This window comes from Fictibacillus barbaricus, assembly GCF_014635025.1.
In the GTDB taxonomy this organism is placed as follows: Bacteria; Bacillota; Bacilli; order Bacillales; family Fictibacillaceae; genus Fictibacillus; species Fictibacillus barbaricus.
This window is the reverse complement of sequence record NZ_BMCE01000002.1, coordinates 1,236,843-1,248,897: the sequence shown is the minus strand read 5'-3', so window position 1 is coordinate 1,248,897 and position 12,055 is coordinate 1,236,843. Positions and strand designations below refer to the sequence as shown.

Here is a 12,055-nt window from a genome sequence, read left to right as displayed (position 1 = left end):
ATTCAGTTCATGAAACAAGTCCAAGGGAAGATTAATTCAAGTGTGTATGCTTCACTGCAAGGACAATCAAGCCCGCAGCACGTCGCTTTTTTGAGACAGCTTGAAAAAGAATTGAAGGTGGAAGAAAGTTTAGTTGTCCCACTAAGTGAATTAACCGTGGTCGTTTTTGATCTCGAAACAACAGGTTTCTTCCCGGAGCAAGGGGACGAAATTCTATCGATCGGGGCAGTTAAGGTAAAAGGGGGAGAGGTGCTGGAGGATACCTTTTATTCCCTGGTTCACTGCAGCCGTGAACTTACACCAGAAATCAAAGAGCTTACAAGGATTGAGGAGAGTGATCTTGCTGAAGCTCCAGAGTTATCAAAAGTGCTGGTGGATTTTTATGATTTTGTAAAAGGAGAGGTGCTCGTCGCACACCATGCGAGTCATGAAAAGAAATTCCTGCAGCATTTCAACTGGAAGCTCTTTAGGAGTCAATTTAAGCATAGAATAGTAGATACTTCATTTCTGCTGAAATTAGCCGAACCAAATGTGAATCTTGTCCGATTAGAGGATTGTTGTGAACACTGCAGCATACCTGTCGTTGATCGGCATCATGCCTTAGGGGATGCGAAGATGACCGCTCAACTTTGGAGTATTTATGTTGAAAGAATACAAGCATTAGGTATAAAGAATTTAAGAGAAGTGTATGAACGGCTATCACGATAAAACAGCTGGCACCTTATGATTGGGGAGCCAGCTGTTTTTTAATTTCTCATATTAAATTGTGCATTGATCTGACCACGAATCATCTTGTTCCGTTCATCTCGTTTTTGCTTCTTCGTCATTTCCTTTTTAATCTCATACGTTTGTACCCCGTCCTCGATCTGATCAGCAATTTCCATAAGCCGCTCGACATCAGAAAAAGAATACTTGCGGGTTCCTTTTCCTGTTCTATCTGGAAAAATCAGTTTTCTTTCTTCGTAGTACCGGATCTTACGCTCAGATAATCCGGTTAGCTCACTGATAATGCCGATCGACATGACTTTTTTATCTTTATAGGATGTTTTATCAACAGACATTGTTATCCTCCTAAGCTAAAAAAAGTACCTAACCAGATAATTCTAAATATTTGTGATTTATTGTATCATATTTATGTTAGGTTTTCTTACATATATTTTATTCCAATGTGAAATTAAGGTGAGTCCAACTTTATTCTATTCACCGATGTCCCAGAATATCTGTTAAGAAAGGGAGGAGTGGAGATGGAAACCTTCGATGCGATCAGGACTAGAAGAAGTGTCGGAAAAGTAAAGGATGATCCGGTCCCAAAATCGCTCATTGAAAAAATACTGGAAGCAGCGACCTATGCACCAAACCATTACCGAACAGAGCCTTGGCGCTTTTTTGTGTTAAGTGGGGAGAGCAGAAAGGAGTTAGGTGAAGTTTTAGAAGGGATTACAAGATCTGAAAACATAGGTCTTGATCAAGAAAAACTCGACAAGAAAGCTGAAAAATCCAGGAACAATCCTCTCAGGGCACCTGTTATTATTGCAGTTGGAGTGGAACCGAGCGATAAGAAGAACGTGATTCAGATTGAAGAGTACGCAGCCGTCCATAGCGCCATTCAAAATATGCTGCTCACAGCACATGCTTTAGAGTTAGGGGCCATCTGGAGAACCGGTGCTGTGGCATATCACACAAAAGTGAAAGAGTTCTTTGGACTGACGGCAAAAGGAGAACTTGCAGGATTTATTTATTTAGGGTATCCAGATATGAATCCTAAAACAGTAAAAAAAACAGGATACAAAAACTATACGGTGTGGATGGATTAAATAAATTCGTATTACCGCTCATATTATGATGATAAAATATAGAATAAAAAGGGTGGTAAGGTTTCATGAGCCAATTAACAGAAATGAAAACTGTCCTAGTAACGGGTTATGCGAAAGCACCACAGGGAAGTTCCATGTACGAAATCTACAAAACATCCGGTATTGTAATGGAGATTGACACAGAAACAAATAAAATAGTGAATGCGGAATTTACGTTTGTCACCGATCTGGCGAAGGACTTTCTTAGAAGAGTGATTGTGAATTATGACTTATCAAATGGTATTGATGATTTGATCAAAAGAATTGAAACCCACTATTATACCCCTTCAACCAATTCAGTTGTCGTTGCTGTTAAAGCAGCGTACAAACGATATATGGAAAAGACAAAACATTCAGAATAATGCTTGCTGACCTTTTTTTCGTCTGGTATAGTAAGAATAGACAATTGAAGAACTTGAAGTCTACGAACGGATAGTGTCTTCTTAATGGTGAAACACACCCATTTCACAGAAATTAAGAAAGCCTAGCTTATCCATTGTAAGTAGGGAAATACCATGTTTCCTTTTTACTGTGGTTAAGTGCGGGCTTTTTTTGTTGTCTAATTTTTAAAAACAGTACAGGAGGTAGAGCCTTTGAACAAAGTAAGAGGTTTAAAGGAAGCCGTGCATCATGTAGAAACTGGAGCGACTGTGATGGTTGGAGGATTCGGGTTAGTCGGCGCACCATTGTCGCTGATTGAAACCTTAACTGATCACGATGCAACGAATCTGACCATCATCTCGAACAATCTCGGTGAAGCGGGAAAGGGACTTGGGATGCTGCTGCGGCAAGGAAAGATTAAGAAAGCGATAGGTTCTTATTTTACTAGTAATCGAGAGGTAGGAGAGAAGTATCATGCAGGTGGCATCGAGATACAACTTTTGCCGCAAGGTACATTCTCTGAATCTATTCGTGCAGGTGGTGCTGGGATAGGTGGTTTTTATACGAAAACAGGTGTAAACACGGAGATCGCAAAAGGAAAAGAGACTCGCGAAATCAATGGTGAGCTCTATTCCTTTGAAGAAGCTCTAACTGCAGACGTTGCCCTCATCCGTGCACACAAAGCTGATAAACTAGGCAATCTTACATACTACAAGACCGCGAGAAATTTCAATCCGATGATGGCAACAGCCGCACGTTTTGTGATTGCAGAAGTGGACGAGATTGTTGAAAACGGAAGCCTTAATCCGGAAGAGATCGTTACACCGCATCTCTATGTTGATGCATTGGTAATAAGTAATAAAATTCTATCAAAGGAAGGGGTGGTATCTTGATGAGTGCTGATGCTACATCAAAAGAGAGAATTGCTATGCGTGCAGCGAAGGAAATTATACCAGGTTCCATCGTTAATCTTGGGATCGGTATACCAACTCTCGTCAGTAAGTTCATAAATTCAGAGGATATTTTTCTTCATACAGAAAACGGGCTGCTGGGTGTTAAAGATATATTTGAAGAAGACGAAATAGACCCGCTTATCGTAAATGCGGGAAAACTGCCGGTCGGAGAAACGATTGGGGCTTCTTACTTTGACAGTGCGGAATCATTCAGTATGATTCGAGGCGGACATATTGATGTAGCGATCCTTGGGGCTCTGCAAGTTGATGAAACCGGATGTATCGCCAATTGGGCCATTCCTGGACAAAATATTCTTGGAGTAGGCGGTGCGATGGATTTAATGGCGGGAGCGAAAAAAATCATCGCTACTACGATGCACACTAACAAAGAAGGTCAGTCTAAACTTGTCAAACTCTGCACGTATCCTATAACGTCCATTCGTAAAATCGATGTGCTCATTACAGACCTAGGTGTATTTCAGTTTAAAGAAGGACGCTGCACGCTCATCGAACTGATGCCAGGTGTGGAATTAGAAGAAGTCGTACAGCATACTGAAGCTTCCTTTGAAGTAAACATCAAGAATCTAACAAATACAGTTGATGAAATTTTCTGAAATGTGTCATAATAAGTGAATACTATTTTAATAGACTATTTTGTAAGCGTTTTCTAGTCGTTATCATTAAAGGAGGAGTTGCATGTGAAAAGTGAAGTAAACTTAGACCAAGATTTGAACACAGTCTCAGCTCAAAGCACACCCCCTCAAACATTTGGGCAAAAACTGAAGATGATCGGGCCAGGATTTGTCGTCGCTGCAACAGGTGTAGGTACGGCAGATATGATCACAGCGATTGTCATCGGAACGTCATTCGGAATGACATTCGTTTGGGCTATTATAATTGGTGCTATTTTAAAATACTTTTTAAATGAAGGAGTCGGACGCTGGTACTTAGCGACAGGACAGACGATCCTGCAAGGATGGCACATTATTGGTAAATGGGCGACAGGTTATTTTGGAATCTATTCGGTCATCTGGGGGTATATTTATGGTGCTGCTGCAGCTCTAACCTGCGGATTGGGTATGCATGCAATGTTTCCAATCATGCCGATCTGGGCATGGGCAGTCATTCATTCATTATTAGGTTTCGCACTCGTATGGACAGGCCGTTATTTGCTTTTTGAAAAGATTATGACTTTCTTGATCGGAATCATGTTTATCACGATCATCGGCACAGCATTGCTTTTCCTGCCTTCAATCGGAGAGTTCGCTGGAGGATTCGTCCCGAGAATGCCGGATGGCTCGTTGATGTTAGCACTTGGTTTAATCGGTGGTGTAGGCGGTACAATCACGATGGCATCCTATGGCTACTGGTTAAAAGAAAAAGGCTGGAACGGCAAGGGCTGGCTGTCTGTTATGAAAATGGATGCGAAAGCTGCGTATGTAATGACCGCTATTTTTACAATGGCAGCACTTATTATCGGTGCTAAGTTCTTGTTTGGTACAGATGTGAAACTTGAAGGAGATCAAGGTTTGCTGAAGCTAGCTGTACTCCTTGGTGAAGAATTTGGAACACCGCTGCGTTGGCTCTTCCTCATTGCTTTTTGGTCGGCAGCATTCACATCGCTGCTTGGAGTTTGGAACGGTGTACCATACTTGTTCGCCGATTTTGTCAGAACGATCAAAACGAAAAAAGAGGACCTTGGCTCTATTAAGCCAGTATCTGAAAAGGATCCATCTTATCGTGCATACCTGGCGTGGCTAACATTTCCGCCGATGCTTATCTTTTACTTTGGGAAACCCGTACAATTAATCATTATTTATGGAGCGTTGGGTGCGTTGTTCATGCCATTCTTAGCAATTTCGCTCCTCGTACTTTTAAATTCTAATAAAGTAGAAGCGGAGTATCGAAATAAATGGCTGGCTAATGCTGTATTAATCGGTTGTGTACTCATGTTCGCGTTCTTAGGAATTAATGAACTGCAAAAACTGTTTTAATTGGAAGAAAGCCCCCGTGTTAAACGTAAAGGGTTCCGTTTTTAGGTGCATTTTCAAAATTAATAAGGGAAATGACATTGATTTTGTCATTGTAATTGCCTGAGGTTAAATAAAAAAGACTCGTCAAATGACGAGTCTTTTAATTTACTCCGGATCTTCGACCAAAAAAAAGAGCAAGCTTTCATCAGGTCGTTTCAGTACGACTAAAAATAGGCCGCTCTTTATTATCAATTTATGGTATTAACATATTGGTTCTTGCTTTATTTGCCCTCTGATTTCTCCATCTGGAAAATCTTCAGTATGCACATTCACATAAGTGAGTCCAGCTATCATGCTTTTCGCAAGTTCTTTTAAAGGAAATCCAGCTAGTGGGCCAACAAGATCTGCTCTCGTTAGAGTCCCTTTGATCACTTTCTTCTCAGCATCAATACCAGGGTCAACCGGTCCAAAAAGGAATGCGACAACAGGTCCTTCTTCTCCTCTAGCACCTAAATGAATATGAGCTTGTGTAAAACCTTCAATACAGTTCACCGTTAATTTAAAGCGAAGCTCTTTAAAACATGGACTGAATTCAAAAATGGTGGAACCACTTGCAATTGTTCTGACAGGAGGAACTTCTTCTCTCCCGGTTAAGTTAGCAAAAAATCGCAAAGACATCTCATCAACTCCCCATTAAAAACAATTAAATTGCTTTTATACCATGATATGTTCAGTTCAACGATTGGCATGGTAACTTGTCCTATTCGAAACTAAAATTATTCGAAAAACCTGCCTTTTGTTTTTTTAAAAAGGGGGAGTAACCGTTAATCTTAAATACTTTTATTCCATAAGGATCGTAACGGCACTATACACTAACAACAGCGCCATTATGGCATTAAACGGGCTTCTATACTTAGATAAGAATCTGCTGAAAATGGCTCCGAACAAACTCCAGCAAATCGTACTCATAAACCCTACAAAAGCTAGAAGGATAGAAAATAACAGCAAACTGAGATTTGAAGTGTAATAGGGAAGGATAAAGGTAGATATGGCGGTTATGCCATATAATATACCTTTTGGATTGATGAATTGTAACAGCATACCTGTTACAAAGCCGTATTTCTTATTTCCGTTGCTGTCATCACCCTTTTCTTTGCTCGCTATAATTTTTACAGCAAGGTACACCATATAAATCGCACCTAGAATGGACATGATCGATTCAACTTTTGGAATATAGTTTTTAAGCAAAAGGTTAAAATAACTGCTTAATACCATGATTACAAAAAAACCTGCACCTACCCCAAGGCAAAATCTGATTGTCTTTTTTAACCCGTATTTATTCGCAAATACCATTGCCATAATGTTATTTGGTCCAGGGGTAAAGCTGGTCACAATCACATAAAGAAGAAACGATAAGTATGGCATGTTGGAGCCTCCTTCAGCAAGTATGTTATAATGATCGAAACGAACACTATAGCGGTTTACTTTTTATTGTACATTATAGACGCTATATTGTACACATGAACAGGAGTGTGTTTATGGAAGATATACACCTTATTCTTGCAAAAAACTTAAAATCGATAAGAGAAAGCAAGAAGATGAGCCTAGAGAGAGTTGCTGAATTAACAGGAGTAAGCAAAACGATGATCGGCCAAATAGAAAGAGGAGAGTCAAGCCCTACGATTACGACCATTTGGAAGATAGCAAACGGATTAAAAATCTCCTTTACTTCGCTTATCAATAATCCGCAGCCCGATACAAAGATCGTTTTGCGAAGCGAGATTCAAACTTTAACAGAAGACAATGGAAAATATAGAGTCTATCCCTACTTTCCTTTTGAGGATGATAGACGGTTTGAGGTTTATTCTGTTGAGATTGAAAAAGGCGGAATGTTATGTGCCGATTCGCATAGGGAGGGAACGGAAGAGTTCATAACCGTTTTTGAAGGAGAACTGACGGTCCGTGTAAATAATATGCAATATACAGTAAAAAGCGGGGACTCCATAAGGTTCAAGGCAGACAGGCCTCATACCTATCATAATTCAAGTGGATCGTTAACTCGATTAAGTATGATCATCTATTATCCCGTTTAAAACCCCGTCTTATAAAAACGGGGTTTGTGTTTTTAAAGAAGCCCTGTTATTTCCAATCTACAACAATCAAAACAGAGGTGCAATACTGCCCTCATTACGACAATTTAAATCAAAAAAAGCTTGATATGATTGTGAACAACTTGTTATCACGTTATAATGAAAACTGAAATGAATACTAAAATCTTTGTGAGTTTGTGGATTTTTTTAGAGGCAACTCTATTTTCGCCACACGATGTCTATGTCAGACAATCGTGTGGCTTCTTTTATTTCTATTTTAACGAAAAGGAGAATTTTTTGATGAAAAATTGGCATTACGCTTTAATGGTTTTTCTTGGTGGCTGCTGCTATGGAATATTATCCACCTTCGTAAAACTAGCCTATTCCGCCGGCTTTACGATGCCAGCGGTATCGGGAAGTCAATTTTTATTTGGAACAAGCATGATTTGGATGGTGACGATTTTTACAAAGAAGAAAAAAATCAGTCTCATTCAAACTGGTAAAATCATCTTAGCCGGGACACCTATGGGATTAACAGGATTGCTATATTATCAATCTTTACAAACGCTCCCTGCATCATTAGCGATTATCTTTTTATTTCAATTTATCTGGATGGGAACATTTCTGGAATGGTTTGTTTATAAAAGAAGACCCTCATCAGAAAAGTTTCTTTCAATTGGAATCCTTCTTACAGGATCCATTCTGGCTGCCGGAGTTTTGAAGGTAAGTGCTGGTCCAATTGCTTGGGAAGGAGCCGCCTTAGGGTTACTTGCTGCTTTTACTTTTTCATTATTTATTCTTTTAAGCAGCATGATCGGCAAGAATGTCCCCTCCATTCAAAAAAGTGCCCTTCTTTCGACCGGCGGCATGATCATTACTGTTTTATTATTTCCTCCCATTATTTTAAATGATTTACCAACCTTGCTGGATATTACACCTTACGGATTGATCTTGGGTATATTTGGTGTGGTTTTGCCGCCGTTTTTCTTTTCGATCGGCATGCCGCATGTAGGACCTGGTCTAGGAACTATACTTACAGCTTCTGAACTTCCTGTTGCAGTGGTCCTGTCCGCAATTGTACTAGCTGAAGAGATCAGTCCATTACAGTGGATCGGTGTTTGTGTTATATTAGCCGGAATAATTGTTGGTAATAAAAACGGGAAGATCGAAAAGGAATCTTAGCTTATGTCTGGTTTTTTGTCGAAAAGACCATAAATATTTGAGGGACTATAAATTTGATGGAAGGCCCATAAATTTATTTGACTATAAAAGTGATTTTAGGGGCCTATAAATCATGTTTCCTCAATCTGAGACTAAAAATAACAAGGGCTGACCTGTATATCTCCTGAGTCAGCCCCTTGATTTTATGCTTTTTTCTTTCTATTTTTTATTTTCATTAAGGATTCATAAACAATTGGCACAATTACTAACGTTAACAGTGTTGAGATTGTTAGTCCGCCAATTACGGTTACCCCTAGTATATTTGAACGTTTATCTCACCATCTGTTTTACAAGTTCACGGTTGCGCTCTTTGAAAACTTCGTTATGAGAAGAAACCATAGCTACTTTTTGAGCGTCAGGCTGGATGAATTGTTTGGCTTTGTTCACTGCATTTGCAGCGTCTTGAAAAGCTCCAGAAATTAAGTTTAGCTTACCATCATGCTTTAGTATATCTCCAGCAGCGTATAGTCCTGGAATCGATGATTCGCTATTGGCATTGCCGGCGATATAAAAGTTGTCTGCCAGTTCAATACTTAATCCGCTATTTCCCAGCAGTGAAGTATCTTGTTCATAACCATGATTAATAATGACTTCATCAATAGGAAGGTAGGAGATCTCACCCGTTTCATGGTTGGTCAATTCGATCTGTTCAATCACTTCGTGGTTTGGACATGCAAACAGTTTTGAGATCGAAGTGTTAAAGATACAGTCAGCACAGCTGTTCATCAGTTGTGTCACTTGAGCCTCATGACCAGCTAAGTTTCCTTTTCGATAAGTTAAGTATACTTTCTTTGCGATTGGAACTAATTCATTTGCCCAGTCGATAGCCGTATTTCCGCCGCCCGAGATAACGACAGTCTTATCCTTAAAATGCTGAAGAGATTTGACGGTGTAGTTTAAGTTGGAAACCTCAAACCTTTCAGCACCTTCAATCTCCAGTTTTTGCGGATTTAAGATACCGCTTCCAACTGCTACAATAACAGTTTTAGAAAAATGCTGTTCACCAGATGAACCTTGTAAAATAAACAGGTCTTCTTCATTTCTTGTAATGGAATCTACTTTTTCATTTAGAACAACCTCCGGATGAAAGGTAAGTCCTTGTTCTACCAGTTTTTCGATCAGCTTTGCTCCTGGCAGCGGAGTATGCCCTCCGACGTCCCAGATCATTTTCTCCGGATACACATGAATTTTTCCGCCTAATTGGGGCTGGAATTCAATAATCTTGGTTTTCATTTCACGAAGTCCGCTATAGAAGGCAGAGTAAAGACCTGCAGGCCCTCCGCCAATAATGGTAACATCAAAAATTTCAGGTTGCTCCATAATGTCCGCTCCTTTGGAACATGTAATATTGATTATCATTCTCAACTAAACTATACAATGGTTTTTAAAGAAAGACAATATGTTAAGGAAAGAAGAGCAAAATTTGGAGTGAAGTGATAAGGGGCAACTGCATATCGAAATAGGAACCTTCATAGAATAGCAAAGGCCTTTTTATTAATGGTGTATGGAGGAGACATATGAAAATTCTGCTGTTATCTGGTGGTTCTGGTAGAAGACTGTGGCCATTGTCGAATCGGATTAGATCCAAACAATTTCTGAAACTGTTAAGTATGGAGAATAACCAATATGAATCTATGCTCCAAAGAGTTTGCAGACAATTGGATTCTGTTGGCCTTCTTTCGTCTACTCACATTATTACCACTCAGGATCAAGTGGAAATCATTCATAATCAGCTTGAAAATCACATTCCAATCATTAGTGAACCTGTACCAAAGGGTACGTTTTCTGCAATCTCTTTAGCTGTCACTTCTTTTAATACACCGTTGCTAACGAATCTTGAAGAGTGTGTTTGTGTATTGCCTGTTGACATTTTCGTAGAGCTATCCTTTTATCAGCTAGTAACAAAAACACCTCATTTTCTTCAGAAATCAAAAGCTGACCTTGCTCACATAGGTGTAAAACCGAGATTTTCTTCTGATCAATTTGGCTATATTGTTCCTGACATACAGAAGACTGATGATTATTATCACATCAGTCACTTTATTGAAAAACCAAGCCCCAAACAAGCGTTGCAGTTAATAAAGAAAAATGCGTTATGGAATTGCGGAGTCTATGTTTTTTCAATTAGGTTTATGCTTCAATTTCTAAAAGATAAAGGCCTTCCAACCCATTATAATGGCATGCTTGAGAATTATGATGAGCTGCCTAATTTAAGCTTTGATCATGCAGTGGCCGAAGAAAGCAATCGTTCGATTGTCATCCCTTATCAGGGAGAATGGGATGATATTGGGACATGGGGGGCCATAAGTAAACAAATGAAATCATATGCTTTCGGTCCATGCGAGCTTACAGCTGACACGGTAAATACACATATAATCAATGAACTATCTCAACCCATCCATGTGATAGGAATATCAGATAGCATGATTGTAGCAGGACCTGATGGCATTCTTGTCGCAAACAAAAAACGAAGCTCAGAGGTTAAGAAGCTCATAACAGATGTCCCGCCACGATATGCAGAAAAACGGTGGGGCAGCTATAAAGTTTTAGAAAAATCGATAACGAGTGAAGGCAAGCAATCTTTAACGAAAATCGTAAGTGTTCTCCCTGGCCGCAACATCAGCTATCAGTTCCATCAGGAAAGACAAGAGATTTGGACTGTCATTTCTGGAACAGGGGAGATTATTTTAAATGATCAGTTAAGCTGTATTAAAGCTGGTGATGTTTTTCAAATCCCGCAAGGATCCAAACATGCTGTAAAAGCAGATACGCCGCTCCAATTTATTGAGGTTCAGCTTGGATCCAAAGTTTCGGAAGAGGACATCACACGAATTACCTATTCATGGGAAGAGGCGGTCAGATTCTGTAAATAGGGCGGGATGGTCATGATCTCAGTAATATGCTGCACGATGAGAGAACGATTTATGGACAATGTGTTCCAGAACTACAGCAATCAAATGTGGAGTGAGAAAGAACTAATCATTATTTTAAATAGAGATGATTTGAACTTAAACAAATGGAAGGAGGCAGCAAAAGCGCACAAACATGTCTCCGTTTATCAGCGGCCTGAAACGTGGACGCTTGGTGAATGCTTAAATACAGCCATTCAAAAAGCAAAATATAGTTATGTGGCAAAATTTGATGATGATGATTATTATGCTCCAGGTTACCTCGAACATGCTATGGAAACATTACAAGAAACGAAAGCAGATATTGTAGGTAAAAGGACGGTCTATATGTATTTTGAGAATGAAAAGTTACTCGTTATTAACAATCCAAATCGGGAAAACATGTTTGTCAGACAAGGGTTGAAGGGGGCAACTCTTTTTTTTCATAAAAAAATATACGAGACTATCCAGTTTCCCAAATTAAATCTTGGGGAAGATACTGTTTTTTTGAAACAGTGTGTAAAAAATAAGCTGAGATTGTTTTCTGCAGACAAAAAACATTATGTTTGCTTGCGATCTTCCCAATCTGACCATCACACTTGGAATGTTAGCAATACCGCTCTAAAAAGAAAATCTTCGATTGTTTGCTCAACCGATGATTACAAGCCCATCATTCTCGGATAGCAAAGATTACTT

Annotated in this window: 14 protein-coding genes; 10 read left to right on the top strand and 4 right to left on the bottom strand. The window is 39.5% G+C overall.

The window, feature by feature from the left end:
• Positions 1 to 9: 9 nt before the first annotated feature.
• A complete protein-coding gene (locus IEV52_RS15825) occupies positions 10 to 708 on the top strand; it encodes an exonuclease domain-containing protein (RefSeq protein WP_308464574.1) in 699 nt (232 codons plus the stop codon).
• Between the two features lie 38 nt (positions 709 to 746).
• Here IEV52_RS15825 and IEV52_RS15820 read toward each other — a convergent pair whose 3' ends face one another.
• Positions 747 to 1,061, bottom strand: coding sequence for a MerR family transcriptional regulator (locus IEV52_RS15820; protein ID WP_188403459.1), 315 nt, complete (start codon positions 1,059 to 1,061; stop codon positions 747 to 749).
• Between the two features lie 183 nt (positions 1,062 to 1,244).
• Between IEV52_RS15820 and IEV52_RS15815 the strand changes: the two genes are divergently transcribed.
• The 5 genes from IEV52_RS15815 to IEV52_RS15795 all read left to right on the top strand — a co-directional run bounded on the left by IEV52_RS15815 (position 1,245) and on the right by IEV52_RS15795 (position 5,181).
• Positions 1,245 to 1,814: a nitroreductase family protein gene (locus IEV52_RS15815; protein ID WP_188403458.1), complete on the top strand. Its 570-nt coding sequence runs from the start codon at positions 1,245 to 1,247 to the stop codon at positions 1,812 to 1,814.
• 65 nt (positions 1,815 to 1,879) lie between these two features.
• On the top strand, positions 1,880 to 2,215 hold the full coding sequence (locus IEV52_RS15810) for a DUF3870 domain-containing protein (protein ID WP_188403457.1): 336 nt from the start codon (positions 1,880 to 1,882) through the stop codon (positions 2,213 to 2,215).
• A 231-nt stretch (positions 2,216 to 2,446) separates the two neighbouring features.
• Entirely contained in the window at positions 2,447 to 3,127 is a 681-nt protein-coding gene (locus IEV52_RS15805; RefSeq protein ID WP_188403456.1) for a CoA transferase subunit A, read from the top strand.
• On the top strand, positions 3,127 to 3,801 hold the full coding sequence (locus IEV52_RS15800; RefSeq protein ID WP_188403455.1) for a 3-oxoacid CoA-transferase subunit B: 675 nt from the start codon (positions 3,127 to 3,129) through the stop codon (positions 3,799 to 3,801). Before IEV52_RS15805 ends, IEV52_RS15800 begins: the two co-directional genes overlap by 1 nt.
• Before the next feature lie 84 nt (positions 3,802 to 3,885).
• Positions 3,886 to 5,181 (top strand): Nramp family divalent metal transporter, encoded by a 1,296-nt coding sequence (locus IEV52_RS15795; protein ID WP_229754315.1) that lies wholly within the window; start codon positions 3,886 to 3,888, stop codon positions 5,179 to 5,181.
• Between the two features lie 240 nt (positions 5,182 to 5,421).
• Here IEV52_RS15795 and IEV52_RS15790 read toward each other — a convergent pair whose 3' ends face one another.
• On the bottom strand, positions 5,422 to 5,838 hold the full coding sequence (locus IEV52_RS15790) for a CHRD domain-containing protein (protein WP_188403454.1): 417 nt from the start codon (positions 5,836 to 5,838) through the stop codon (positions 5,422 to 5,424).
• 162 nt (positions 5,839 to 6,000) lie between these two features.
• The gene (locus tag IEV52_RS15785) at positions 6,001 to 6,585 is read right to left on the bottom strand and encodes a LysE family transporter (RefSeq protein ID WP_188403453.1); all 585 of its coding nucleotides are present in this window, start codon (positions 6,583 to 6,585) and stop codon (positions 6,001 to 6,003) included.
• A gap of 113 nt (positions 6,586 to 6,698) precedes the next feature.
• Here IEV52_RS15785 and IEV52_RS15780 point away from each other — a divergent pair, with 113 nt between their 5' ends.
• Both IEV52_RS15780 and IEV52_RS15775 read left to right on the top strand, forming a co-directional pair.
• Positions 6,699 to 7,253 (top strand): helix-turn-helix domain-containing protein, encoded by a 555-nt coding sequence (locus IEV52_RS15780; RefSeq protein WP_188403452.1) that lies wholly within the window; start codon positions 6,699 to 6,701, stop codon positions 7,251 to 7,253.
• A gap of 297 nt (positions 7,254 to 7,550) precedes the next feature.
• A complete protein-coding gene (locus IEV52_RS15775; RefSeq protein ID WP_188403451.1) occupies positions 7,551 to 8,432 on the top strand; it encodes an EamA family transporter in 882 nt (293 codons plus the stop codon).
• A gap of 309 nt (positions 8,433 to 8,741) precedes the next feature.
• Here the strand turns inward: IEV52_RS15775 and IEV52_RS15770 are convergent, their stop codons facing one another.
• Entirely contained in the window at positions 8,742 to 9,791 is a 1,050-nt protein-coding gene (locus IEV52_RS15770) for an NAD(P)/FAD-dependent oxidoreductase (RefSeq protein WP_188403450.1), read from the bottom strand.
• A gap of 197 nt (positions 9,792 to 9,988) precedes the next feature.
• Between IEV52_RS15770 and IEV52_RS15765 the strand changes: the two genes are divergently transcribed.
• Together IEV52_RS15765 and IEV52_RS15760 are read left to right on the top strand one after the other, a co-directional pair.
• Positions 9,989 to 11,344, top strand: a complete 1,356-nt coding sequence (locus tag IEV52_RS15765) for a sugar phosphate nucleotidyltransferase (protein ID WP_188403449.1) — start codon at positions 9,989 to 9,991, stop codon at positions 11,342 to 11,344.
• A gap of 12 nt (positions 11,345 to 11,356) precedes the next feature.
• Entirely contained in the window at positions 11,357 to 12,043 is a 687-nt protein-coding gene (locus tag IEV52_RS15760) for a glycosyltransferase family 2 protein (protein ID WP_188403448.1), read from the top strand.
• The last annotated feature ends 12 nt before the right edge of the window (positions 12,044 to 12,055 follow it).

Coding starts and splice junctions, on each gene's coding strand:
- IEV52_RS15765 (WP_188403449.1), top strand. CDS start 9,989: ATGAAAATTCTGCTGTTATCTGGTGGTTCTGGTAGAAGACTGTGGCCA.
- IEV52_RS15825 (WP_308464574.1), top strand. CDS start 10: ATGAAACAAGTCCAAGGGAAGATTAATTCAAGTGTGTATGCTTCACTG.
- IEV52_RS15820 (WP_188403459.1), bottom strand. CDS start 1,061: ATGTCTGTTGATAAAACATCCTATAAAGATAAAAAAGTCATGTCGATC.
- IEV52_RS15770 (WP_188403450.1), bottom strand. CDS start 9,791: ATGGAGCAACCTGAAATTTTTGATGTTACCATTATTGGCGGAGGGCCT.
- IEV52_RS15810 (WP_188403457.1), top strand. CDS start 1,880: ATGAGCCAATTAACAGAAATGAAAACTGTCCTAGTAACGGGTTATGCG.
- IEV52_RS15815 (WP_188403458.1), top strand. CDS start 1,245: ATGGAAACCTTCGATGCGATCAGGACTAGAAGAAGTGTCGGAAAAGTA.
- IEV52_RS15790 (WP_188403454.1), bottom strand. CDS start 5,838: ATGTCTTTGCGATTTTTTGCTAACTTAACCGGGAGAGAAGAAGTTCCT.
- IEV52_RS15785 (WP_188403453.1), bottom strand. CDS start 6,585: ATGCCATACTTATCGTTTCTTCTTTATGTGATTGTGACCAGCTTTACC.
- IEV52_RS15780 (WP_188403452.1), top strand. CDS start 6,699: ATGGAAGATATACACCTTATTCTTGCAAAAAACTTAAAATCGATAAGA.
- IEV52_RS15800 (WP_188403455.1), top strand. CDS start 3,127: ATGAGTGCTGATGCTACATCAAAAGAGAGAATTGCTATGCGTGCAGCG.
- IEV52_RS15760 (WP_188403448.1), top strand. CDS start 11,357: ATGATCTCAGTAATATGCTGCACGATGAGAGAACGATTTATGGACAAT.
- IEV52_RS15775 (WP_188403451.1), top strand. CDS start 7,551: ATGAAAAATTGGCATTACGCTTTAATGGTTTTTCTTGGTGGCTGCTGC.